At 68.5% G+C, this 22,465-nt stretch carries 22 protein-coding genes; 8 read left to right on the forward strand and 14 right to left on the reverse strand.

Translation table 11 applies throughout. The annotated features are described in order from the left end of the window. The first annotated feature begins 1 nt into the window (after position 1). The 4 genes from ALIDE2_RS07395 to ALIDE2_RS07410 are packed head-to-tail and all read left to right on the forward strand — an operon-like array spanning position 2 to position 3,248. Positions 2-877 (forward strand): branched-chain amino acid ABC transporter permease, encoded by an 876-nt coding sequence (locus ALIDE2_RS07395; RefSeq protein WP_013721699.1) that lies wholly within the window; start codon positions 2-4, stop codon positions 875-877. Continuing rightward, positions 870-1,787: a branched-chain amino acid ABC transporter permease gene (locus ALIDE2_RS07400; RefSeq protein ID WP_013519782.1), complete on the forward strand. Its 918-nt coding sequence runs from the start codon at positions 870-872 to the stop codon at positions 1,785-1,787. The genes ALIDE2_RS07395 and ALIDE2_RS07400 overlap by 8 nt, the downstream gene beginning before the upstream one ends. A gap of 2 nt (positions 1,788-1,789) precedes the next feature. Then, the gene (locus ALIDE2_RS07405; RefSeq protein ID WP_013519781.1) at positions 1,790-2,539 is read left to right on the forward strand and encodes an ABC transporter ATP-binding protein; all 750 of its coding nucleotides are present in this window, start codon (positions 1,790-1,792) and stop codon (positions 2,537-2,539) included. Next, positions 2,529-3,248, forward strand: a complete 720-nt coding sequence (locus tag ALIDE2_RS07410; protein WP_013721700.1) for an ABC transporter ATP-binding protein — start codon at positions 2,529-2,531, stop codon at positions 3,246-3,248. Before ALIDE2_RS07405 ends, ALIDE2_RS07410 begins: the two co-directional genes overlap by 11 nt. Before the next feature lie 14 nt (positions 3,249-3,262). Here the strand turns inward: ALIDE2_RS07410 and ALIDE2_RS07415 are convergent, their stop codons facing one another. From ALIDE2_RS07415 to ALIDE2_RS07425, 3 genes are all read right to left on the reverse strand, one after another. Beyond that, entirely contained in the window at positions 3,263-5,233 is a 1,971-nt protein-coding gene (locus tag ALIDE2_RS07415; protein WP_013721701.1) for an oxidoreductase, read from the reverse strand. After that, positions 5,230-6,012 (reverse strand): SDR family oxidoreductase, encoded by a 783-nt coding sequence (locus tag ALIDE2_RS07420; protein ID WP_013721702.1) that lies wholly within the window; start codon positions 6,010-6,012, stop codon positions 5,230-5,232. The genes ALIDE2_RS07415 and ALIDE2_RS07420 overlap by 4 nt, the downstream gene beginning before the upstream one ends. 164 nt (positions 6,013-6,176) lie before the next feature. Beyond that, positions 6,177-7,598, reverse strand: coding sequence for an MmgE/PrpD family protein (locus ALIDE2_RS07425; protein ID WP_013721703.1), 1,422 nt, complete (start codon positions 7,596-7,598; stop codon positions 6,177-6,179). 89 nt (positions 7,599-7,687) lie between these two features. Here ALIDE2_RS07425 and ALIDE2_RS07430 point away from each other — a divergent pair, with 89 nt between their 5' ends. Next, positions 7,688-8,644: a LysR family transcriptional regulator gene (locus ALIDE2_RS07430; RefSeq protein ID WP_013519776.1), complete on the forward strand. Its 957-nt coding sequence runs from the start codon at positions 7,688-7,690 to the stop codon at positions 8,642-8,644. 166 nt (positions 8,645-8,810) lie between these two features. Then, a complete protein-coding gene (locus ALIDE2_RS07435) occupies positions 8,811-9,779 on the forward strand; it encodes a Bug family tripartite tricarboxylate transporter substrate binding protein (protein WP_013721704.1) in 969 nt (322 codons plus the stop codon). 160 nt (positions 9,780-9,939) lie between these two features. On the opposite strand, the gene ALIDE2_RS07440 is transcribed toward ALIDE2_RS07435, so the two are convergent. From ALIDE2_RS07440 to ALIDE2_RS07485, 11 genes are all read right to left on the reverse strand, one after another. Further along, entirely contained in the window at positions 9,940-11,097 is a 1,158-nt protein-coding gene (locus tag ALIDE2_RS07440) for a CaiB/BaiF CoA transferase family protein (RefSeq protein ID WP_013519774.1), read from the reverse strand. A gap of 45 nt (positions 11,098-11,142) precedes the next feature. Further along, positions 11,143-11,619: an acyl-CoA thioesterase gene (locus ALIDE2_RS07445; protein WP_013721705.1), complete on the reverse strand. Its 477-nt coding sequence runs from the start codon at positions 11,617-11,619 to the stop codon at positions 11,143-11,145. Positions 11,620-11,945: 326 nt separating this feature from the next. Further along, positions 11,946-12,104 (reverse strand): hypothetical protein, encoded by a 159-nt coding sequence (locus ALIDE2_RS25260; RefSeq protein ID WP_013519772.1) that lies wholly within the window; start codon positions 12,102-12,104, stop codon positions 11,946-11,948. A gap of 24 nt (positions 12,105-12,128) precedes the next feature. Further along, positions 12,129-13,286: a CaiB/BaiF CoA transferase family protein gene (locus ALIDE2_RS07450; RefSeq protein WP_013721706.1), complete on the reverse strand. Its 1,158-nt coding sequence runs from the start codon at positions 13,284-13,286 to the stop codon at positions 12,129-12,131. Positions 13,287-13,333: 47 nt separating this feature from the next. Further along, complete coding sequence (locus ALIDE2_RS07455; protein ID WP_013721707.1) at positions 13,334-14,566, reverse strand: CaiB/BaiF CoA transferase family protein; 1,233 nt, start codon at positions 14,564-14,566, stop codon at positions 13,334-13,336. A 5-nt stretch (positions 14,567-14,571) separates the two neighbouring features. Further along, positions 14,572-15,579, reverse strand: a complete 1,008-nt coding sequence (locus ALIDE2_RS07460; protein ID WP_013721708.1) for a Bug family tripartite tricarboxylate transporter substrate binding protein — start codon at positions 15,577-15,579, stop codon at positions 14,572-14,574. Positions 15,580-15,696: 117 nt separating this feature from the next. Further along, on the reverse strand, positions 15,697-16,878 hold the full coding sequence (locus ALIDE2_RS07465; RefSeq protein WP_013721709.1) for a lipid-transfer protein: 1,182 nt from the start codon (positions 16,876-16,878) through the stop codon (positions 15,697-15,699). A gap of 12 nt (positions 16,879-16,890) precedes the next feature. Continuing rightward, entirely contained in the window at positions 16,891-17,232 is a 342-nt protein-coding gene (locus ALIDE2_RS07470; protein WP_013721710.1) for an AtuA-related protein, read from the reverse strand. Position 17,233: 1 nt separating this feature from the next. After that, entirely contained in the window at positions 17,234-18,592 is a 1,359-nt protein-coding gene (locus ALIDE2_RS07475; RefSeq protein ID WP_013721711.1) for an acyclic terpene utilization AtuA family protein, read from the reverse strand. A 5-nt stretch (positions 18,593-18,597) separates the two neighbouring features. Further along, entirely contained in the window at positions 18,598-19,098 is a 501-nt protein-coding gene (locus ALIDE2_RS07480; RefSeq protein ID WP_013519765.1) for a MaoC family dehydratase, read from the reverse strand. A 14-nt stretch (positions 19,099-19,112) separates the two neighbouring features. Then, positions 19,113-20,255: an acyl-CoA dehydrogenase family protein gene (locus ALIDE2_RS07485; protein ID WP_013519764.1), complete on the reverse strand. Its 1,143-nt coding sequence runs from the start codon at positions 20,253-20,255 to the stop codon at positions 19,113-19,115. 528 nt (positions 20,256-20,783) lie between these two features. On the opposite strand from ALIDE2_RS07485, the gene ALIDE2_RS07495 reads away from it, so the two are divergent. Together ALIDE2_RS07495 and ALIDE2_RS07500 are read left to right on the forward strand one after the other, a co-directional pair. Continuing rightward, complete coding sequence (locus ALIDE2_RS07495; RefSeq protein WP_013519762.1) at positions 20,784-21,590, forward strand: SDR family NAD(P)-dependent oxidoreductase; 807 nt, start codon at positions 20,784-20,786, stop codon at positions 21,588-21,590. Between the two features lie 41 nt (positions 21,591-21,631). Continuing rightward, positions 21,632-22,447, forward strand: coding sequence for an enoyl-CoA hydratase/isomerase family protein (locus tag ALIDE2_RS07500; RefSeq protein WP_013721712.1), 816 nt, complete (start codon positions 21,632-21,634; stop codon positions 22,445-22,447). Positions 22,448-22,465 lie beyond the last annotated feature (18 nt).

Below are 22,465 nucleotides of genomic sequence, written 5' to 3' on the forward strand. Positions count from 1 at the left end.
CATGCAGGACGTCGTCCAACTGCTGTTCACGGCGCTGCAGATCAGCGCCGTCTACATCCTTTTCTCGCTTGGCCTGACCATCATCTTCGGCGTGCTGAAGGTGGTGAACTTCGCGCACGGGCAGTTCTTCACCTTCGGCGCGCTGGTGCTGTCGCTGGTCCTCCGCGCGCTGGCGCCCAGCCTGGGGCATGGCTGGGCGGCCTACCTGCTGGCGGGGCTGGCGGGGCTGGCGGCCTGCCTCTTCGCGGGACTGGTGGTCTACCAGTTCGGCTTCAAGCGGCTGGAGCGCGACATGATCGGCTCCTTCATCCTCTCGGCGGGCCTCGTGCTGCTGTTCGAGGGGATCATGCTGGAGGTCTTCGGCGGCGCGGTGCGGCCCGTGCCCGCGCTGCTGGAGGGCAACGTGCGGCTGCTGGGCCTCACCGTGTCCAGCCAGCGGCTGGTGCTGCTGGCGTTCGCCGTGCTGCTCACGGCGGCCATCATCGTGCTACTGCAGCGCACGCGCTTCGGCAAGGCGCTGCGCGCCGTCTCCATCGACCACGAGGCCGCCATGCTGCAGGGCGTGGCCTACCGGCAGATCGCGCTGTACGGCTTTTTGATGGCGACGGCGGTGGCCGCCATCGCGGGCATGCTGATCGCGCCGCTGGCCGCCGTCACGCCCACGCTGGGCGACTCGTACCTCGTCAAGGGCTTCATCGCCGTGGTGGTGGGGGGCATGGGCAGCATCGTCGGCGCCATCGTGGGCAGCGTGCTGATCGCGCTGCTGGAGTCGTTCGTGGGGTTCTACTTCGACCCGTCGCTCGCCAACCTGGCGATCTTCGTGATCGTCATGGTCGTGCTGCTGGTCCGGCCGAAAGGGTTCTTCGGAAATGACTGAACACAAGGATTCGATCGGCATCGCGGCCATCGGCTGCGTGCTGCTGGCCTGCGTGGCCCTGGGCAGCGGCTACGTGGGCAGCCTGATGGTGTGGATGGCCCTGGCGGCGGCGCTGGCCGCCAGCCTGCGCTTCGTGCTGCTGATCGGCGAGCTGAACTTCGCCTCCGCCGCGTTCTACGGGCTGGGCGCCTATTGCACCGGCACCATCGCCAACACGGCGGACTGGCCGTTCGCGGCCACGCTCGCGCTCAGCAGCCTGCTGGCGCTGGCGGTGAGCATCGTGTTCGGCGGCATCACGCTCAAGGTGAAGGGGCCGTACTTCCTGCTCATCGGCTTCGCGTTCACCGAGGCGATGCGCATCCTCTACACGCGCACCGAGGCGCTGGGCGGCAACTCGGGCCTGGTGGGCATCTTCCCGCCCGCGTGGCTCGATCCGTACTACCAGTACTTCGCCACCGCGCTGTGCTTCGCGCTCATCCTGGGCATGCTGGCCATCGAGCGATCGCACCTGGGCAAGATCTTCGTCGCCATCCGCGACAACGAGAACGTGGTGCGCAGCGTGGGCAACCGCGTGTTCCTCGCCAAGGTGGCGTGCTTCGCCATCGCCTCGGCGGTGGCGGGGCTCGTAGGCTCGCTGCACGCGTATGCCAACAACGTCATCAGCCCGCTCGACTTCGGCTTCATGCTCTCGACCTTCGCGCTCGCTTACCTCAAGGTGGGCGGGGAGGACAGCCCGCTCGGCCCCGTGATCGGCGCGGTGCTGCTGGTCGGCATCGCCAGCTGGGCGCAGAGCATGGGCGGCAGCGAGCACATCCTGTATGGCCTGGCCATCGTGCTGTCGGTGCTGTTCATGCCCAAGGGGCTGATGGGCCTGCTAGAGCGGCTGCGCGCCGGGCGGGGAGGGCGCTGATCATGGCGGATGGCAAGACCCTTCTGTCGGGCCGCAACCTGTCCAAGCAGTTCAAGGGGCTGCTGGCCGTCTCGGGCGTGGACATCGACATCCGGCGCGGCGAGATCGTGGGCCTGATCGGCCCCAACGGCGCGGGCAAGAGCACCACGTTCAACCTCTTGAGCGGATTTCTCGCGCCCACCACCGGCACGTTGACGATCGCCGGGGCCGACATGACCGGCGCGAGCCCCGAGCGCATCAGCCAGCAGGGCCTGGTGCGCACCTTCCAGCACGGCAGCTACCTGCCCACGATGACGGTGCGCGACAACGTGCTCATCGGCGCCCTGGGCGGCACGCGCAACGGCCGCGTGGCGCGCGGCGAGCAGGAGCGGGTGATCGCGCAGGCCATCGCGCTGTTCGGCCTGTCCGACCACGCGAACGCGGTGGCGAAGAACCTGCCGCACGGGCTGCAGCGCCTGCTGAGCATGGCCATCGCCTTCGCCGCGCGCCCGCAGCTCATCTGCTACGACGAGCCGCTCACCGGCCTGAACCAGACCGAGGTGGCCGAGACGCTCAAGGTCTACCGCCGGCTGAAGTCGGAGCACGGCATGTCCATGCTGCTCGTGGAGCACAACATGCGCGCCGTGATGGCCATCTGCGACCGCATCTACGTGCTGCACCACGGCGAGATCATCTTCACCGGAACGCCCGACGAAGTGAAGACGAGCGACGCGGTGCTCAAGGCCTACCTGGGGGAAGCGCATGACCTCTGAACACACCCTGGCCGTGCGCGACCTCACCGTCCACTACGGCGCGGTGCCCGCCGTCACCGGCGTGAGCATGGAAGTCAAGGGCGGCAGCATCGTCAGCCTGATCGGCGCCAACGGCGCGGGCAAGTCCACGCTGATCAAGGCCATCACGGGCCTGGTGAAGGTGCGCTCGGGCGAGGTCACGCTGGGCGGCAAGCCGCTCACCAACCGCGCGCCCAACGTCATCCTCGATCACGGCATCGCCCTGGTGCCCGAGGGGCGGCGCCTGTTCGGCGGTATGACGGTGCGCGAGAACCTGGAGATGGGCGCCTACCGCATCCGCGACGCGGCACGGCAGGCCGAGCTGCTCGACACCTGCTTGCGCTATTTCCCCGACCTGAAGGCCAAGCTGGCCAGCGACGCCAGTTCCCTGAGTGGCGGCCAGCAGCAGATGGTGGCCGTGGCGCGCGCGCTGATGAGCGCGCCCAGCGTGCTGCTGCTGGACGAGCCGACCATCGGCCTCGCGCCCGCGTTCGTCAACGTCATCAGCGCCGTGGTGCGCGACGTGAACCGCCAGGGCGTGACCGTGCTGCTGGTGGAGCAGAACGCCGAGGTGGCGCTGCGCGTGAGCCACCACGCCTACGTGCTGGAGTCGGGCAGGGTGGTCAAGCACGGGCCATCCGACGTGTTCCTGCACGACCCTGACATCAAGAAGGCGTACCTGGGGCTTTAGCCCGCGTGGGTCGGTCAGGCAATGGATCGCGCCGCGAGGTGGCCTTCGCGGATCGCGGGCTGGATGTCGCGCGCGGACAGCGCGTCGCCCACGATGTGCAGCTGCGGAACGCGCCCCTGCAAGGCTTGCCAGATCTCGTTTTGCGACTGGCGGTAGCCCACCAGCACCACCGTGTCGGCGGACACGTTCTCTGGCGTGTCGCCATACAGCGGCCGGACCTCGGCACTGCCTTGATCGATGGACACCAGCGCGGACTGCGTGAGGACGCGGAACCTGCCGGACCTGTGAAAGCGCTGCAGCGCCGCCTGCGTGCGCCCCGTGCCCTCCACGGCGGGGGCGAACATCAGATGGCGGGTCACGTAGGTCACTTCGGCGCCGCTGGCGATCAGCGCCTCGCAGCAGCCGATGGCCTCGTAGTGGCCTATGTCGTCGAACACGATGGCGGTCTTGCCGTAGTCGCCTGCGCCCGCCATGCACAGGTCGAGCGAGGTCAGCACGCGCGCGCCCGGCGCGATGCGCAACCCGGCGGCCGGGTCCGCCGTCTGGCGAAAGCCGCTCGCCTCGGTGGGCTGCGAGCCGGTGGCCACGATGACCACGTCGGGGTTCTCGGCCAGCACCTCGCCGGCCTCCACGTAGGTGGACAGCCGCACGTCGACGCCCAGGCGGTAGATCTCGCCCTCCAGCCACAGGGCGATGTCGCCGATCAGGTGCAGCTTGGGCAGGTGCCTGGCCTGGTTCAGCAACCCGCCCAGGCCGGACGTGGCCTCGATCAGCGTGACGCGGTGCCCCATGAGCCGGGCCGTGCGCGCGGCCTCCATGCCGGCCACGCCGCCGCCCACCACCAGCACCTTGCGCGGGCTTGGGGCGGGGACGATCCGGTCCTCGGCCAGCCGGGCCTCGTCGCCGACCACGGGGTTCACCGCGCAGCGCATGCGGCCCGTGAACACGCCGCCGATGCAGCCCTGGTTGCAGCCGATGCAGGGGCGCACCTCGGTGCCGCGGCCCGCGCGCGCCTTCGCGACCAGCATCGGGTCGGCGATCATGCCGCGCACGATGTTGACCATGTCGGCCTGGCCTTCCTTGAGCGCCTGCTCGGCGTCGTCCAGCGTGGCGTAGCGGCCCACGATGATGCGCGGCACGGTGAGCCCCTGGCCCACGCGCTCGCTGGCCGGCAACTGGTAGCCCACGGGGCGGTCCATGCCCGCGTAGCGCTCCACGTGGAAGTAGTAGTCGCCGTGCGTGATGTTCACGAAGTCGATCAGCCCCTCGGCCTGGGCGCGCAGGGCGATGGCGTTCACGTCCGCCGTGGACAGGATGCGCTCGTCGGTGCTGGCGCCCAGGCGCACGCCCAGCGCGAACCCGGGCGAGGTGGCCGCGCGGATGGCGCGCAGCGTCTCCAGCAGCGCGCGGATGCGGTTGTCGAAGCTGCCGCCGTATTCATCCTGGCGCTGGTTGAGCACCGGCGAGAAGAACTGCGAGAACAGGTAGCCCGCGCCCGCCAGCACCTCCACGCCGTCCAGGCCCGCCGCCTGCATGCGGGCCGCGGCCTGGCCGTAGGCATCGACCAGTTCGCCGATCTGGCCGGTGGTCATGGGGATCGGCGGCGCCACCGAATAGCGCCCCGGCAGCGCCGTCACCGCCCAGGGCAGGCCGCCGTCGGCCGCGGGGTCGGTGTAGCCGCCGTGCCATAGCTGCGTGAACAGCTTCATGCCGGAGGGCGCGATGGCGTCCACCAGCCGCCGCATCGGCGCGATCGCGCCGTCGTCGGCCGCGCTCAGCGAGAAGGTGGAGGAGGGGTGGACCGAGGTGCTCTCGATGATGGACAGCCCCGCGCCCCCCTTCGCCCGCTCCAGGTGGTAGGCGATCAGGTCGTCGTTGACGTAGCGGTGCGCCAGGCGCGTCGCATGCGCGGTGCGCACGATGCGGTTGGGCACCTCGACGCCGCCAATGCGGATCGGCGAGAAAACACGCTTGTAGAGGCTCACGCTACCGACCGCCTGGACGTGATGCCGCCATCCACCGTGACGATGGTGCCGCTGGTGTAGCTGGAGCGCGGCGAGGCCAGGTAGACGAACAGGTCCGCCACCTCCGCCACCGTGGCGGCGCGGCCCAGCGGGTAGCCCGCCATCAGTTCGCCCGAGCGCGCCTCGTCGCCTAGCAGCCGGGCCGCGTGGCTTTTGAGCACCTTGGCGATGCGCTCCGTGGCCACCGGGCCGGGGTTCACGCCCACCACGCGGATGCCGTCCTCCAGGCTGCGCCCGCCCAGGGCGCAGGTGAAGGCCATGAGCGCGGCATTGCCGGTGGAGCCCGCGATGTAGTTGAAGTCGGGGTTCTGGCCGCCGTTGCCGATGTTGTTCAGGATCACGCCGCCGCCGCGCGCCTTCATGCGCGGGTACAGGGCGCGCGTGAGGTCGATGTAGCCGAACACCTTCAGCTCCCAGCCCTTGCGCCAGGCTTGCGCGTCCACGTCCCACAGGTTGCCGCCTGGAATGGCGCCTGCGTTGTTCACCAGCACATCGGCATCGCCCGCGAAGGCCATGATCTCCTCGACCGCGCCGGCCTGCGTCATGTCCAGCGCCAGCACGTCCACGCGCACGCCGTGCGCGGCGCGCAGGCCGGCGGCCAGGGCTTCGAGCTTGTCCGCCGAGCGCGCCACCAGCGCCAGGTGGCAGCCCTCGGCGGCGAAGGCCTTCGCCAGCCCCTCGCCGATGCCTTGCGACGCGCCGGTGACCAGCACGCGCCTGCCTGTCAGTTCCATGTCCATCGTGATGCTCCTTGTCGATTTGTGTTGCGTTCCGTGCATTGGAGGGAACGCCATGGCGCCGGGTCAATGCGTTGGCGCGTTCGTTCCGTGCATTGACACAGATGGAGGGCGTGCTGGCCTCACTTCACGCCCTGGGCCTGCCGCCGCGGCGTGCTGCCGTACGATTATGCGGAGGTGTGCGTCGTCAACGTCATCAGCATCGACACGTCGCATTCGCGGTCCAGGTCCATCACCGCGTTGACGATCGCGTCCGCTGTGCGGCGCGGCACCACGCCCTCGGCGTTGTGGTGGAACTTGGCGATCAGTTCGGTGGTGGAGATCAGGTTGTCGGGGTCGGGCGACGGGCTGCCCTTGGGGTAGAGGGTCTCGGCCGCGAAGGTCTGGCCGCGTGCCTTCACCTCCACGCGCGAGGGGCGGGCCGATGCGTGGGACGAGAGTTCCTTCACATAGTCCGGATGCGCGCGGTGCCGAACCTTCTTCATCAGCGCGAGCACGGAGGGGCTGAACACATGCCTGGGGTCCTGCCAGTCGCGGCCCGGCTTGAGGCGGTGCGCGCCCATGGCCATGCCGTGGGCGATGCTGAACTGGCCGTCGTGCACGTGCTGGATGTCCTGCGTCAGCCAGGTGGGCTTTTCCACGAAGCCTTCCACCAGCAGGTCGATGCCGTCGATTTCCTCGGGGCGGATGTCGTGCTGCTCCACGATGCCGATCAGGCAGTCCAGCGGGCCGTGCAGGATGCGGCAGTGCGGGTAGAGCTTGTAGATCTGCTCGTCGATGAAGCCCCAGCGCTTGCCCAGGTCGTCGGTGATGCGCGCGGGTTCCCAGCGCCTGGTGCCGATGAAGCGCGCGTAGCCGTGCTCGGCATCGTCCAGCAGCTGCACGTCGCCCCGGTGGCGCAGCAGCCCCATGTGCGCGGCCATCATGGCCGCCTGCACCAAGGCGGCGGCCATGGTGTACTTGATGGTGGTGCTGGGCGCGTGGTGGAAGAAGGCCATCATCGACTGCACGGGCGAGATGTAGCCGGCGATGCTCAGCGAGTCCGCCAGCGTCTCGGCGCTCTGGCGCTGCAGCATGCCGATGGCCGCCGTGGCGCCGAAGATGGTGCTGCTGAAGCCGAACACCTTCGGCGTGTCGAGCTGCCCGTCCTTCATGTCGCGCAGGTAGTCCATGGCCTTGCCGAAGCGCCACGACATCTCGTGCGCCACCGCCACCGCGCGGATGAGGTCGCGGCCCGAAGCATCGGAGGTCTCGCCGATGGCGAGCGCGCCCGGCAGCACGTAGGGCGTCACGTGGCCTGGCGGCACCACGGCGTCCATGTCCAGCGCGTTGATGAGTTCGCCGTTGGCGATGGCCGCGCCCAGCACCGAGGCGCGGTGCGGCGTGCCGATGATGGCGGCGTTGCCCTGGCCCGCGACCATGCGGCCATATTCGATGCCGATGCGGCCCTTGGGGTGCTCCACCGCCGCGAAGGCGCAGCCGATGGAGTCGAGCACCAGCCGCTTGACTTCATGAACCACCGGGGCGGGCAGCTCCTCGAAGCGCGTGCCGGCGCTGAAACCTGCCAACTGTTCGATAATCGTTTCCATGCCTGTCTCCATGTCGCTGGCACCGATTACATGCGCCGGTCCGGCGGCGAGGAAGACGGCCCCGCTTATGAGAAAAATAACTGTGACTTATGCCCCCGCCCACGCATGAGCGCAGCGGCCGCGCGGGCCGCCTCGACCTGCACCTGGTGGCGACGCTGCAGGCAGTGATGCAGACCGGCAGCGTCTCCAGGGCCGCCGTGGCGCTGGGCGTGAGCCAGCCGGCCATCAGCCAGAACCTGCGCAAGCTGCGCGAGCACTTCGGTGACGAGCTGTTCGTGCGCAGCGGCCGGGGGCTGCAGCCCACCCCGCGCATGCTGGCCCTGCGGCCCGTGGTGGAGCGGCTGCTGCACGACATGGAGATGCTCTCCCGCCCGTCCGAGGGGTTCGACCCCCAGGGCGCCGAGCTGGAGTTCATCGTCTGCATGTCCGAGTTCGTCGAGTTCACGGTGCTGCCCCGCGTTGCCGCCGAATTCGCGCTGCACGCGCCCCGCTGCCGCCTGCGCGGCGTGCGCGCGCACCATGTGCAGCTGCTCTCGATGCTGGAGCGGGGCGAGGCGGACCTGGCCGTGGGCAGCCTGGTGGGCGCCGCGCCCTCGCTGCGCCAGCAGCGGCTGGCCGACCACCGGCTGGTGTGCATGGTCTCGGCCCATGGCCGCTGGGCCGGCGAGCCGCCCGGTTTCCAGGACTACGCCGAGGGCCGGCACGTGGCCGTGCAGCGCGCTTCGGACCAGATGGACCCGGTGTCCGAGCGCCTGCGCCTGAGCGGCATCCGGCGCAACGCGGTGATCACCGTCTCCAGCGACTTCGTCGCGGCGCGCACCGTGGTGGCCACCGATGCGCTGGGCACCGTCACCCGCGCCGTGGGCCGGCAGCTGGCTGACCTGTTTCCGGTGAGGCTGCAGCCGCTGCCCTTCGATGCCGGTACCTTCACGTCGCGCATGATCTGGCACGAGCGCTTCCAGCGCGATGCGGGCCATGTCTGGCTGCGCAAGCTGGTCGAGGCCGAATACCGCCGCTGGGTGCAGGAACCGCAGGCATTGCCGTAGCGGCTCCTGCGTTCCGTACTTCGGGTGCGGACGCCCTGCCTGCCGTGGGCCGAGCTTGCGCGCAGGGGTTTTTGAAGTACGGAACGGTTCCACGCGGCGCATTGCCGCTGGCCGGGAGCTTGAGGATCATCGCCGGTGCATACCTTCACCAGCGGAGACACCCCCCATGATCCATCGCCGATCCTTCAGCATTGCCCTCGCGGCCGCCGCGCTGCCCTTGGCGGCACGGGCCCAGGACTATCCCAAGCAGCCCGTGCGCGGCATCGTCAGCAACGCGCCGGGCACCGGAACCGACATCACGGCCCGCTTCATCACCAAGCAGATGAGCCAGAAGTGGGGCGTGCCGGTCTTCGTCGAGAACAAGGCGGGCGCGGGCGGCGCGCTCGCCACCGACTACGTGGCCAAGGCCGCGCCCGACGGCTACAACATCCTGTTCACCACGGGCGCGCACTACGGCCTGCCCGCGCTGTATGAAAAGCTGGCCTTCGACGCCCAGGCCGACTTCATTCCCGTGGCCGCGCTGGCGCAGTCGCCCATCGTGGTGTTCGTGCCGGCCGATTCGCCTTTCAAGACGGTGCAGGACCTGATCGACGCCGCGAAGAAGTCGCCCAACAGCCTGAGCTACTCCTCTCCCGGCGGCGGCACCTCGTCGCACCTGGCGGCGGTGATGATGAACAACCAGGCCGGCATCCGCATGCTGCACGTGCCCTACAAATCGGCCTCGCAGTCGGCGCTGGACGTGGCCTCGGGCCAGGTGCCGGTGGGCTTCAACGGCACGGGCGCGGCGCTGCCGTTGCTGCACGCGGGCAAGATCCGCATCCTGGCCATCAGCAGCCGCAAGCGCTCGGCCACCCTGCCGCAGGTGCCCACGCTCGATGAAGCGGGCCTCAAGGGCTACGACTTCGTCGTGCCCATCCTCGCGCTGGTGCGCGCGGGTACGCCGGCGCCCATCGTCGACGCCATCGGCGCGGCCGCGACGGCCGCCGCCGCGCAGCCCGAGTTCCAGGAGCTGTGCAAGGCCCAGGGCCTGGACGTGGCCATCCAGGGCCCGGCCGAGATGAAGGTATCGGCGCCCCAGGAGTTCGCCAAGTGGAAGCACCTAGTGGCCCTGGCCGGCGCGAAAGCGCAGAACTGAGCATGCAGGACCTCACCGCCTCCTTGAAGAGCTTGCTGCGCCCCGGCGACACGCTCTGGTGGGGCCAGGCCACGGCCGAGCCGATCATGCTCACGCGCTGCTGCTCCCGCTGCGGGAGACGGCCGAATTCACTTCGCCGTGATCTGTGCCAGGGCGTTGCTTACAGCACGGCGCCCGCCGCGCGCATGGCCTGCTGCTCCTGCGCGGAGAAGCCCCAGTCGCCCAGCACGGCGTCGCCGTCCTGGCCGGGGTGGGGCGGCGGGTTCTGGATGGCGCCGGGCGTGCGGCTGAAGCGCGGCGCGGGCGCGGGCTGGAGCACGCCGTCCACCTCCACGAAGCTGCCGCGCTGGCGGATGTGGTCGTGGCCCGGCGCCTCGGCCAGCGACAGCACGGGCACGATGCACGACTGCGTGCCCGCGGCCAGCGCCACCCATTCGCCCTGCGTGCGGGTCTTGAAGACCTCGGCGAAGCGCTGCTTCATGAGCGGCCAGCCGGCCTGGTCGTGCTGGCCGGGCAGCTCCCGCTCGGCCAGGCCCAGCACGCCCAGGGCCTCGCGGTAGAAGCGCGTTTCGTTGGCGGCGATACTCACGTGCCTGCCGTCCCGGGTCTCGTAGACGTTGTACCAGGGCGCGCCGGAGTCCAGGCGGTTGGCGCCGCGCTCGTCCTTCCAGTAGCCGGCGGCGAGCAGGCCGTAGATCAGCGTCATCAGCGACGTGGCGCCGTCCACCATGGCCGCGTCCACCACCTGGCCCTGGCCGGAGGTGCGGGCCTCCAGCAGCGCGCTGAGCACGCCCAGCGCGAGGTAGAGCGAGCCGCCGCCGAAGTCGCCCACCAGGTTCAGCGGGATCGCGGGCGCCTCGCCCGCGCGGCCCATGGCGTGCAGCGCACCGGTCAGCGAGATGTAGTTCACGTCGTGCCCCGGCGCCTGGGCCAGCGGGCCGTCCTGGCCCCAGCCCGTCATGCGGCCGTAGACCAGGCGCGGGTTGGCCTTCAGGCAGGCGTCGGGGCCCAGGCCCAGGCGCTCCATCACGCCGGGACGAAAGCCCTCGATCAGCACGTCGGCCTGCGCCACCATGCGCAGCACGGCGGCCACGGCCTCGGGCTTCTTGAGGTCCATCTGCACGCTGCGGCGGCTGCGGTTGAGCAGGTCGAAGCGCGCATCGATGGGCGCGCCGCCGTCGTGCCCGGCCGGGCGGTCGATGCGCACGACCTCGGCGCCCAGGTCGGCCAGCAGCATGCAGCAGAACGGCGCGGGGCCGATGCCGCCGATTTCGACGATCCTGACGCCCTTGAGCGGGCCTTGTGCTTGCTTTGTCATGGGTGTTCCGGTTTTTAAGTGGAATTGGCCAGCAACGCTTGCCAGTCAAGCGCTGCCAGCTATGTTTTCAGGAGTATTGGCGCCGGCGCGCGCCTGGGCCGGCAGAAAGTCCGGCACAGGCGTGGCGCGGCGGCTCTGCATGTCCACGGCCACCAGGCACAGCTCGACCAGGGCGATGGGGGTGCCGCTCAGCGTTTCCAGGCGGTGCGCGGTCGAGAAAGACTTGCCCTGGGCATGCACCAGCCATGAGTTCGACCGGATCCCCATGCCCGCGGACGCCTGCCCGAGCCACGTGGTGCGCATCTCCACCACCATCCGCCCCACGCCGGTCTGGGCGATGAACTGGGGCGAATAGCCCAGGCTCACGTGGTGGTCGTAGCTCGCGTGCTGGAAGCGGATGTGCCGCGAGCCGATGGTGGCGGCGCCGGGGTTGCCGTTGCCGCCGAGCAGGGCGACGGTCTCCGATGCGTACGGGAACGCGCGCGTGTAAAAGCGCGTGTTCCAGTGCCCGTTGGGTCGCACTCCCAGGTTTCCACGCGCGTGATGTTGCTCACGCAGCCCGCGTTGATGGGGCCCATGGCTAGGGCCTGTTAACACTATGGAAGGGGATCGCGTTGCCTCGCAAAGGGGCTGGATGCAAGGCGCTCGCGCGCTGGCCAAGGCTGATGCCTTGCAAGCGTGGGCAACGCCGCAGACGGCCCCTTTGCGAGGCAACCCGAAGGGAAGCTCATGACAGCCCGCCCCTCGGCGTTGCGCTCCTTGTGCGTGCGCACGCACGCACTGCGTCGCGCGCCTTGATGGCCAGGCTGTCATGAGCTTCGCGACCCATTCCATAGTGTTAACAGGCCCTAGTCCGCCGTGATCTGCAGTTCCTGCACCAGCTTGCGGTTGACGGCGATCTCATGGGCCACCTGCCGCTCAAACTCCGCCGCGCTGCTGCCGATGAGGTGCATGCCGTCTTCTGCCAGTCCAAGTGCGGCCAGGGCGAGTGCCATTCTTCCGTGCATGATCATCTCCGTCTCATTGGGGATTTACCCGGCCTGCAGCAACTGCCGCAGGCGCTCGTTGTCCTGCCCGACCTCGGGCGCCGAATCCAGCGGCGGCGGGCGCTGGCGGTCGAAGGACAGCGGCACGCCCACCAGATCGATCTCGTCCTCGCTCGTCTTGCCCAGGATGCCCAGCGCCCTGGTCTGCTCGTGCGCGTACAGCTCCGCCGTGGTCTGCACCGAAGCGCAGGGCAGGCCGAAGCCGTCGAAATGCTTCTGCCAGTATTCGCGCGTGTGCCGCTTCATGACCTGGCCGATCAGGCCGTCGATCTCCTGGCGGTTCGCAAGCCGCCCCGCGTTCGTGGCGAACTTCGGATCGGTGCCCCACTCGGGATGGCCCAGGGCCTCGGCCAGGCGCGCGAACAGGCGGTCGTTGGCGGCACTGATGATGGCGTAGCCATCGGCCGCCTCATACGCGCGGTGCGGCACGATGAAGGCCACGCCCGAGCCATGGCGCCCGCCCGGATCGCCGTCGGCCGCATAGTTGGCGATGCCGATGGACATCCAGGCGATCGCCGTCTCCAGCAGCGAACTGTTCACCGTGGCGCCGATCTTCCGGCGCTCGCGGCGCAGCAGCGCCGAGACGATGCCGATCACGGCCCACATGCCGGTGCCGAAATCCACGATGGACACGCCCGCGCGCACGGGCGCCTGGCCGTCTTCTCCGGTCAGCATCATGATGCCGCTGAACGCCTGCATCAGCGGGTCGTAGCCCGGCAGCGTGTTCAAGGGGCCCACGTGGCCATAGGCGCCCACCTCGCACACCACCAGGGAAGGCTTGCGCGCGCGCAGGCTCTCGGGATCGAGCCGGTACTGCCCGCTGCTGCCCGGGCGCAGGTTGTGCAGGAACACGTCGGCATGGCGCTCGATGAGGTCGTGCAGCGTGGCCAGCTGCACCGGATCCTTGATGTCCAGGCAGATCGAGCGCTTGCCGCGGTTGATCGCATGGAAGGCCGCGCCGCAGCCCTTCCACTGGCTGGGGCCCCAGCCGCGCGCGGAATCGCCGCCGGGGCGCTCCACCTTCCAGACCTCGGCGCCCAGGCCGGCGAGCACGTGGCCGGCGAACGGGGCGGAGGCGCTGTCGCTGAGCTCCACCACGGTGAAGCCCGCCAGGGGCAGGTCGGATGGGCTGTCGTGCTGCATGTTCGTCTCCCGTTTTTCAGATCAAATTGGCCACCAGCGCTTGTCTGTCAAGCGCTGGAAGCTATCGTTTCGTGAGCATCGAGCACGGGTGCCTGCAGCGCGCCGCCGGCCGCGACGATCTGCCGCGCCTCGTCCGCGCTCAATCCGTACTCGGTCAGCAGCTGCACCGTGTGCTCGCCCAGGCGCGGCGCGGGGTAGCGCTGCTCGGGCTGGCTTTCGCTCCAGGTCTGGGGGATGCCCATCATGCGCAGCAGGCCCTCGCTGGGGTGCTGCTGCATCTGGAAGAAGTTCACGGCCTGCATGTGCGGGTCGCGCAGCAGGGTCTCGGGCGTGTTCATCTGGATGACCGGGATGTCGGCCTCGGTCAGGATGCGCAGCCACTCGGCGGATGTCCTGGTCTCGAAGGTGTCGGCCAGGAACTTGTAGAGGTAGGCGATGTTCTCGGTGCGGCCGAAGATCGTGCCGTAGCGCGGGTCCTCGGCCATGTCGGGGCGGCCCACGGCGAGGAAGAAGCGCTGCCAGTGGCGGTCGGTGTAGATGTTCACGCCCAGGTAGCCGTCCTTCGTCTGGTAGGGGCGGCGCTCGGCGCTCATCATGCGCGCGTAGCCCCAGTCGCCGATGGGCGGCTCGAAGGTGTGGCCGTACAGGTGGTCGCCCAGCACGAAGTGCGCGAAGGTCTCGAACATGGGCACCTCCACCGACTGGCCGTGCCCGGTCTTCTCGCGGTAGTACAGGGCCATGGCCACGGCGTTGCAGGCGGCCATGCCGACCAGCCGGTCGGCGATGGCCGTCGCCACGTACTGGGGCGGGCCGGACTTGCGCGCTTGTAGCACCGGCATGCCCACGGCCGCTTGGATCAGGTCGTCGTACGCGGGCCGTTCGGCATACGGGCCGTTCTGGCCGAAGCCGAACGCGCCGCAGTAGATGATGCGCGGGTTGACCTTCCTGACGTCCTCATAGGCCAGCCCGAGCTTGGCCATGGCCTTGGGGCGCAGGCTGTGTAGCACCACGTCGGCGGACTGCAGCATGCGCTGCAGCGCGGCGGCGGCCTGGGCGTTCTTCAGGTCCAGCACCGCGCTGCGCTTGTTGCGGTTCAGGTGCAGGAAGATCACGCTCATGCCCTTGTTGCGGCAGGGGCCGACGCCGCGCGTGGGGTCCCCGCCGGGCGCCTCGATCTTGCACACGTCGGCGCCCATGTCGGCCAGCAGCAGCGAGGCGTACGGGCCCATGAAGTTGGAGGTGAGGTCGAGGATGCGCACCCCGGTGAGAGGACCAGCCATGGTGCTTACTCCGGTTGGATGTTCAGGGTCTTGAACAGATCCTGCCAGATCGCCGTCTCCTCGCGGATCTCCTTGGCGAAGGTCTCGGGCGACGATGCGGCCACCGTGGCGGTGAGCTTGGCCTCCACCTGCTTGCGGAATTCCTCCTCGGCGAAGACGGCCTGCACGTCGCGGTTGATGCGGTCGACCACCGCCGCCGGCGTGCCCTTGGGCACGAAGAAGCCGGTCCACAGCAGGGGCAGGTAGCCCGTGTAGCCCACGGCCTCGGCCAGCGTGGGCACGTCGGGCAGGCCGGCGTAGCGCTGCGTGCTGATGGCCGCCAGCGGCACGATGGCGCCGGTGGCGAAGTGGGGCCGGATGGAGGCCGGATTGTTCACGATGAACTGCGTGTCGTTGCGCGTCAGGGACAGGTTGGCGTCGTTCACGTTGCTGTAGTTCACCGCCGAATACTGCATGCCCAGCTGCTGGTTCAGGATGGCGTAGCTCAGGTTGAACACCGACACCGGGCCCAGGCCTGCGAGGAAGAGGCCCTTGCCGTCCTTCTTGCTCAGGGCGATCAGGTCCTTGAGCGTCCTGGCCTGCTTGGCGGTCTCGCCGTTGGTGGCGATCACGAGCTCGTAGTTGAGCACCTTGCGCACGGGCACCAGGTCGGTCAGCGGGTCGAAGCGCAGGCCCTTCTGCGTGTACTTGGGCAGGATGGAGCTTTGCGTGCCCAGCAGCAGCGTGTGGCCGTCGGTGGCGCGCACCACGTGCTCGGTGCCCACCACGCCGCTGGCGCCGGGCTTGTTCTCCACGATCACGGGCTGCTTCCAGCGCGCCTCCAGCTTGGGCGCAACCATGCGCGCCAGCGTGTCGCCCGAGGAACCGGCGGCAATCGCCAGCACGATGCGCACGGGCCGGGTGGGCCAGTCCTGCTGGGCTTGGGCGGCGCCAGCCGCGAGCCCCAGCGCCAGCGTGGCGCAGCCCGCCTTCAGCCAGTCGCGGCGGGAGGATAGGTTCTTGATTGCGGTCATGGTTTGTCTCCAGACTTTTATGAAAAATATAGCTACCAGCGCTTGTGGGACGGGCGCTGGAGGCATATTTGGTTGGAAGGCCGCGCGGCGCCGGCAGGCGGGCCGCGTGGGTCGCCGTCAGGCGCGCTGGTACATGGTCACCACGCAGGCGCCGCCCAGCCCGATGTTGTGCTGCAGCGCCACGCGCGCGCCCTCCACCTGGCGCTTGCCGGCCGTGCCGCGCAGGTGCCACACCAGCTCGGTGCACTGCGCCAGGCCCGTCGCGCCCAGCGGGTGGCCCTTGGACATCAGCCCGCCCGACGGGTTGACGACGTACTTGCCGCCATAGGTGTTGTCGCCGTCGTTGATGAACTTCTCGGCGCCGCCCTCGGGGCACAGGCCCAGGCCCTCGTAGCTGATGACCTCGTTGGGCGTGAAGCAGTCGTGCAGTTCCACCACGTCCACGTCCTCGGGGCCGACGCCCGCCTGTTCATAGACCTGGCGGGCCGCGCGGCGCGTCATGTCGGCGCCCACGAGGTTGATGAGGTCGGTCTTGCTGGCCTCGGTGTCGGTGGTCATGGCCTGCCCGGCGATCTCGATGGCGTTGGTGATGCCGTGGCGCCTGGCGAATGCCTCGCTGCACACGATGGCCGCCGCCGCGCCGCAGGTGGGCGGGCAGGCCATCAGGCGCGTCAGGTAGGGGTACATCTGCGTGGCGCCCATGACTTCTTCCACCGTGAGCGGCTTGGTGAACAGCGCATAGGGGTTGTTCATCGCGTGGTTGCGCGACTTCACGGCCACCTTGGCGAAGATGTCGGGGTTGGCGCCGTAGCGGTTGATGTATTCCCAGCCCGCCGAGCCGAACGCCTTGATGGCGCGCGGCGCATCCTGGGGCAGCTCGGGGGCCAGCTTCTGCTGGCATTCGTAGATCCAGCCCACGGGCAGGGTGCGGTCGCTCCAGGCGCTGGCGAGCGCGCCGGGCTTCATTTCCTCGAACCCGAAGGCCAGGGCGCATTCGACGACGCCCGCTTCCACCGCCTGGCGCGCCAGGAACAGCGCGGACGAACCCGAGGCGCAGTAGTTGGTCAGGTTGAAGACGGGAATGCCGCTCATGCCCACGTCGTAGACCGTGCGCTGGCCGCAGGCGCTGTCGCCGTAGACGTAGCCCGCGAAGGCCTGCTGCACCTCGTCGTAGCCGATGCCCGCGTCCTCCAGCGCGCCCCGGATGGCCTTGGCGCCCATGACCTCGTAGGGTTCGTGCGAGCCCGGCTTGGCGAACTTCACCATGTTCACGCCGATGATTCTGGCCTTGTTGCTCATGTGGCGTTCTCCTTAGTGGATGAGGTGCAGGTCGCTCTCGTCGACCTCCAGCACGATGCGCAGGATGGCCTGGCACATGGTCTTGCCGGTGAAGTCGATGCGCAGGCTGCGCGTGGCGCCGCCGCCCAGCGAGTTGCGCAGCACGAAGTTCATCGCGTGCAGCGTCTTCACTTCGTAGCGATCCACGGTGCCCTTGGACATCTCGCCGAAGAACGCCTTCACGCGCTCGGCCGTCAGGTGCTTTTGCAGCAGCGGGTAGTAGCGCGGCTCCTTGGCGATGACGGCGATGTTGCTGATGTCGCCCTTGTCGCCCGAGCGGGCGTACACCAGATCTTTCAGTTGCAGCTTGGCCATTTCACAGCTCCCGGATTTCGACGTTCTGCTTGACTTCCTCGCGGGCCAGCAGCGTGGGCCACAGCGCGAACACCTCGCGCGGCACGGGCGTGTTCAACTGGCCAGTGGAGCCGATCGGCCCCGTGCCCATCAGCATCACGCACTCGCGCGCCACCTTGCCGGCCTCGCCGCGGTCGGCGCACTTGGCGGCCACGCGGATGCGCACCTCGTTGATCTCGGGGTCGGGCTCGGGCGATGCGGACCAGTGGCACGAATCGACGCCGATCATGTCGAAGCGCACCTCGTCGGCCTTCAGGTTCACCATCTCGAAGCGCTTCTTGATGATCTCGAACGAGCGGCGCGCCTTGGCCACTGCGTCGGGCCAGGTCACGGAGGACTCGACCTCGCCGATGTAGCCGTCGGTGTAGGCGATGCCCGCCTTCAGCGTGGCCGGCGCGGGCTTGCCCCTGGCGCCCCACACCTTCACGCGGTCCTTGCCCACCTGCTCCATCTGCACGTTGGTGAAGTCGGTGACCACCTCGGGCATCAGGTAGTTGCCGGGGTCGTGCACTTCGTAGAGCAGGTGCTCGGTCAGCGTGACCTGGTTGACCAGGCCGCCCGTGCCGTCCACCTTGGTGATGAACAGCTCGCCCTTCTCGTTGACCTCGGCGATGGGGTAGCCGATGTTCCACGGGTCGGGCACTTCCTTCCACAGGCTGGAGATGCCGCCCGTGCAGGCCGCGCCGCACTCGATCAGGTGGCCGGCGGTGATGCCGGTGGCGAGCTTGTCCCACTCGTCCCACTTCCAGCCGAACTCGTGCACGAGCGGCGCCAGGATGGCGGCGTCGTCGGTCGCGCGGTCGGAGATGATGATGTCGCAGCCCTGCTGCAGCGCCTCGACGTAGCCGTAGGCGCCCGAGTACACGTAGGAGCCCACGATGCGGTCGCGCACCTTGCCCAGGTCGTCGTCGCCCGTGTCCAGGTTGGTGAACTTCACGCCCTTGTCGAGCAGTTCCTCCACTTTCTGCTGGATGTCGTTCGTCGTGACGATGCCGACCTTGAGTTGGGTGATGCCCAGCTCCCTGGCCGTGGCCAGGATGGTGTCGGCGCAGGCCTGGGGATTGGCCGCGCCCGCGTTGGTCAGGATCTTGATGCCTTTTTCCAGGCAGATCGGCAGCACGCCGCGCACCACGGCGCGGATGGAGGGCACGAAGCCCTGGGCGGGATTCTTCTTCTGCATCTTCTGCAGCAGCGGAATCGTGGGTTCGCCCAGGAAGTCGTAGGCCAGGTACTGCACGTTGCCGTGCCTGGCGATCTCGATGGCAGGGTCGAGGTTGTCACCCCAGAACCCGCTGCCGGAGCCGATGCGGATGGTCTTCATGGCCGTCAAGCCTTCTTCGGCGCAGGCAGGGTGGAGGCCACCAGCGCGTCCAGGTCCTCGCGCTTGCGCAGCATCAAGAGGCTCCATTCGCCCTGCTGCACCACGTCGCCGTCCTGGTTCAGCACCTGCATCAGGAACTGGATCACGCCGTACTTCTCGTCCTTGACCTTCTTGCCGATCACGGTGGCCTTGGCGAACACGGTGTCGTCGATCAGCACGGGCTTGAGGAAGCGCATGTTGTCGATGCCGTAGTTGGCCTGGATGCCCAGGCCGAACTGGATCAGGCCGGTGGCGATGGAGTAGGTGAGCGCGCCCTGCACAAGGCGCTTGCCGAAGCGCGTCTTGGAGGCGTACAGGGTGTTGGAGTGGATGGCGATCCAGTTGCCGGTCAGCGCGCAGTAGTTCACCACGTCGGTCTCGGTGATGGTGCGGCCGCCGGAGTTGAAGACCTGGCCTTCTTCCAGTTCGTCGAAGGTCTGGTTGATCTGGTTGTTGATGAGGCTCATGTCGTTCTCCCTGTTTACATGCGCATGGACTTGGCGATGATGGTCTTCTGGATCTGCGAGGTGCCCCCGCCGATCGTGCACTGGATGCTTTCGCGCAGGTAGCGCTCCATGTCGGCCTCGGGCAGGTTGGCGTAGCCGCCCAGTACCTGCATGCCGGTCAGCGCGCACTGCTTGAGCGTCTCGGATGCATAGAGCTTGGCCATGGACACCTCGCGGCTGCAGGGCTTGTGCTCGGATGCCATCTGCGCGGCGCGGTAGCACAGCAGGCGCGCGGCATCGACCTCGGTCTGGCGGTCGGCCAGCATGTGCTTCAAGACCTGGAAGTCCCACAGCTGCTTGCCGAACTGCACACGGTCGTGCGCGTAGCGCACGGCGTTGCTGACGGCTTCCTGGGCGTTGCCCGTATAGGCCGCGGCCACCGAGCAACGCTCCAGCTCCAGGTGTTCGGTGATGATTTTCCAGCCCTGGCCTTCCTCGCCCAGGATGGCGTCGCCGGGCACGCGCACGTTGTCCAGGAATATCTCGGTCGTGCCCGTGGCGTGGCGCGACAGCGTGGGCAGCTTGTTGATGACCAAGCCCGGCGTGTCGTTGGGGATCAAGAGCACCGACAGGCCACCGTGCTTGTTGTCGGGGTCGGTGCGCACCAGCATGGCGATCACCACGTCCTGGGCCGCCGCGCCGCTGCACCACAGCTTCTGGCCGCTCACGATCCAGTCGCCGTTGGCGTCGCGGCGCGCGCGGGTCTTGGTGTTGGAGGCGTCGGAGCCCGCGTCGGGCTCGGAGATCGAGACCGAGAAGCGGATCTTGCCCTCGATAAAGGGCTTGATGTACTTGTCCTTCTGCGCCTGCGTGCCGTACTTGGCGATGTTCATCGCGGTGAACGTGGGCACCAGGATGGCGGCCGCGAAGTCGAAGCCGTACTTGCCCAGGCCCTCGGCCATCAGCACGTAGTCGAAGATGTTGCCGCCCGCGCCGCCTTCTTCCTCGGAAAACAGCAGGCCCAGCCAGCCTTGCTGGGCGATCTTGTCATAGGCTTCGTAGGGATAGTCGCGGTTCTGGTCGCACTTGCGGATGTATTCGCAGGTGATCTCGTTGTCCATGAAACGGTTCACGCTGTCGAGCCACATCTGCTGTGATTCGTCGAGGAAATTGGCCATCTCGGTTGCTCCTGAAGGTGTTGGGTTGACGGCCCGAAGGTTAGGGAAGCCGGTCCCGCAATCCAAGTTGCAAATTTCGAAATGGCGCTTCGATGGCATCGAAACGCATTGCGCGGCCGCGGGGTTCTTCGCCCTGGAGGATTTTTCAAAAATGAGAGCGGCTGCCACAGTAGGCACGATCGTTACGGGGCGAAAACTCTTTGAAGATCGAGGGCGTGCCTATCAATCGATAGATCGCCTCCACGAAATCGGCGCTCATGGTTGCTCCCTTTCCTGGCGGCCCTGGGCGGCGAGCATCTCGCTGCGGCCCATGCCGAGCATGCGGGCCAGCACTTCCTCGTTGTGCTCGCCCAGGCGCGGGCCGGTCCAGAACCGCCTGCGGCTCCGCCATGGAAAGGCCGTTGCGTCACTTTCCGCCGGTCGAAACCTTGCTTCGGAAATTCGCACTTGGATGGGCATCCGTGTTGATGCAACCTTCATGGGCCGCCGGAGCAAGGCGGCGTTCGTAATCCGAAGGAGCAACGCAGCATGGCAACCCACACACTGCATGAAAAGGTGGCTCTCGTCACCGGCGCCACGGGCGGCATCGGCCGGGGCGTGGCGCTGCAGCTGGCTGCGCGCGGCGCACGCATCGTCGTCAACGGCCGCAGCGCGGCCAAGGCCCAGGCCGTTCTCGACGAGATCCGCGCCCTGGGCGGCGAGGCGTGCTTTGCCACAGGCGACGTGCGCAGCCGCGCCGACATGCAGGCCGTGGTAGACGAGGCCGTGCGGCGCTTTGGCGGCGTGGACATCGTGGTGCCCAACGCGGGCGGCAACGACGACGAGGCGCGCTCGCCCGAGGTGCGCGGGCCGTTCCCCGGCATTGACCTCGAACGCGTCACGCGCTTCGTCGGCGAGGCGCTCGCGGCCAAGCTCATGGTGGTGCAGGCCGCCGTGCCCAGCATGCGCGCGCGCGGCGGCGGCAGCGTGGTCTTCGTCACCTCGGAGGGAGGGCGCAGCCCCACGCCGGGGCAGACGGCGATCGCCGGCTTCTCGGGCGGACTGATCGCGGCCAGCAAGGTGTTGTCCAAGGACCTGGCGCGCGAGCGCATCCGCGTCAACTGCGTCTGCGTGACCGTGGTGCGCGACACGCCCTCGTGGACGGCCGTGTTCGGCGAGGGCAGCACCGTCTCCGACATGCACCGCAAGCAGTACGAAAAGATCGTGGCCCGCTGCCCCCTGGGCGTGGCCAGCCCTGCGGACATCGGCAGGGTCGTGGCCTTTCTGGCGTCCGACGACGCGGCCTACCTCACCGGCGCGGCCCTCAGCCCCACCGGCGGGCTGACGATTCACTGATGCCGGCGCCTTGGCGTCTTTCCTGAACGGAGTCCCCATCCATGTCCAATCGTCCCGTTGACGAGCAGGTTCCTGCCCCCCATGTCACCGTTCGGCGCGAGGGCCGCGTAGGCGTGATCGAGCTCTCGCGGCCCGACAAATCCAATGCGCTGAGCCGGTCCGCCTTCCAGGCGATCCAGGCGGCGATGGACGCTTTCGAACAGCCGGATTCCGAGGTGCGCGCGGTGCTCGTGTGCGCCCAGGGAAAGCACTTCAGCACGGGTGGAGACCTGGAGGAGGCCAAGGCCATGATGCGGGAGCCGGCCGTGCTGGATGCCTTCCTGCAGTTCGTCAACGGCACGCTGCAGCGGCTCGAAGGCAGCCTGCTGCCGGTGGTGGCTGCATGCCAGGGCTTGTCCCTTGCGGGAGGATTGGAGCTTGCGCTGAGCTGCGACGTGGTCTTTGCCGCCAGCGACGCACGTTTCGGCGACCAGCATGTGCAGTATGGCCTCGTGCCAGCCTGGGGCGGCACGCAGCGCCTGCCCAGGCTGCTCGGCATCCACCGCGCCCTGGACCTGATGTATTCGGGCCGCTGGATCGACGCGTCCACCGCCCAGCAATGGGGCATCGTCGGCTACGTGGTCGAACCCGGCACCGTGGCGCAGGAGGCCATGAAGTATTGCCAGCTGCTGGCCTCGCGCAGCGGCCCCGGGTTGGCAGCAATGAAGCGGTTGAGCCGATTCGCCGTGGACATTCCGCTGGACACGGGCCTGCGCGCCGAGCGGCTGGCGGTGGTGCAGGCCATGCGCGGCCCCGACCCGGCCGAGGGCATCGCCGCGTTCGAGGCCAGGCGCACGCCCCTGTTCCAGGACCGCTGAGGTGGCACAACCCGCTTC

Source organism: Alicycliphilus denitrificans K601 (assembly GCF_000204645.1).
In the GTDB taxonomy this organism is placed as follows: Bacteria; Pseudomonadota; Gammaproteobacteria; order Burkholderiales; family Burkholderiaceae_C; genus Alicycliphilus; species Alicycliphilus denitrificans.

Coding starts and splice junctions, on each gene's coding strand:
- ALIDE2_RS07470 (WP_013721710.1), bottom strand. CDS start 17,232: ATGGCCAAGCTGCAACTGAAAGATCTGGTGTACGCCCGCTCGGGCGAC.
- ALIDE2_RS07430 (WP_013519776.1), top strand. CDS start 7,688: ATGCCCCCGCCCACGCATGAGCGCAGCGGCCGCGCGGGCCGCCTCGAC.
- ALIDE2_RS25260 (WP_013519772.1), bottom strand. CDS start 12,104: ATGCACGGAAGAATGGCACTCGCCCTGGCCGCACTTGGACTGGCAGAA.
- ALIDE2_RS07485 (WP_013519764.1), bottom strand. CDS start 20,255: ATGGCCAATTTCCTCGACGAATCACAGCAGATGTGGCTCGACAGCGTG.
- ALIDE2_RS07475 (WP_013721711.1), bottom strand. CDS start 18,592: ATGAAGACCATCCGCATCGGCTCCGGCAGCGGGTTCTGGGGTGACAAC.
- ALIDE2_RS07480 (WP_013519765.1), bottom strand. CDS start 19,098: ATGAGCCTCATCAACAACCAGATCAACCAGACCTTCGACGAACTGGAA.
- ALIDE2_RS07500 (WP_013721712.1), top strand. CDS start 21,632: ATGTCCAATCGTCCCGTTGACGAGCAGGTTCCTGCCCCCCATGTCACC.
- ALIDE2_RS07455 (WP_013721707.1), bottom strand. CDS start 14,566: ATGGCTGGTCCTCTCACCGGGGTGCGCATCCTCGACCTCACCTCCAAC.
- ALIDE2_RS07395 (WP_013721699.1), top strand. CDS start 2: ATGCAGGACGTCGTCCAACTGCTGTTCACGGCGCTGCAGATCAGCGCC.
- ALIDE2_RS07400 (WP_013519782.1), top strand. CDS start 870: ATGACTGAACACAAGGATTCGATCGGCATCGCGGCCATCGGCTGCGTG.
- ALIDE2_RS07420 (WP_013721702.1), bottom strand. CDS start 6,012: ATGGACATGGAACTGACAGGCAGGCGCGTGCTGGTCACCGGCGCGTCG.
- ALIDE2_RS07405 (WP_013519781.1), top strand. CDS start 1,790: ATGGCGGATGGCAAGACCCTTCTGTCGGGCCGCAACCTGTCCAAGCAG.
- ALIDE2_RS07460 (WP_013721708.1), bottom strand. CDS start 15,579: ATGACCGCAATCAAGAACCTATCCTCCCGCCGCGACTGGCTGAAGGCG.
- ALIDE2_RS07410 (WP_013721700.1), top strand. CDS start 2,529: ATGACCTCTGAACACACCCTGGCCGTGCGCGACCTCACCGTCCACTAC.
- ALIDE2_RS07425 (WP_013721703.1), bottom strand. CDS start 7,598: ATGGAAACGATTATCGAACAGTTGGCAGGTTTCAGCGCCGGCACGCGC.
- ALIDE2_RS07465 (WP_013721709.1), bottom strand. CDS start 16,878: ATGAGCAACAAGGCCAGAATCATCGGCGTGAACATGGTGAAGTTCGCC.
- ALIDE2_RS07435 (WP_013721704.1), top strand. CDS start 8,811: ATGATCCATCGCCGATCCTTCAGCATTGCCCTCGCGGCCGCCGCGCTG.
- ALIDE2_RS07440 (WP_013519774.1), bottom strand. CDS start 11,097: ATGACAAAGCAAGCACAAGGCCCGCTCAAGGGCGTCAGGATCGTCGAA.
- ALIDE2_RS07495 (WP_013519762.1), top strand. CDS start 20,784: ATGGCAACCCACACACTGCATGAAAAGGTGGCTCTCGTCACCGGCGCC.
- ALIDE2_RS07450 (WP_013721706.1), bottom strand. CDS start 13,286: ATGCAGCACGACAGCCCATCCGACCTGCCCCTGGCGGGCTTCACCGTG.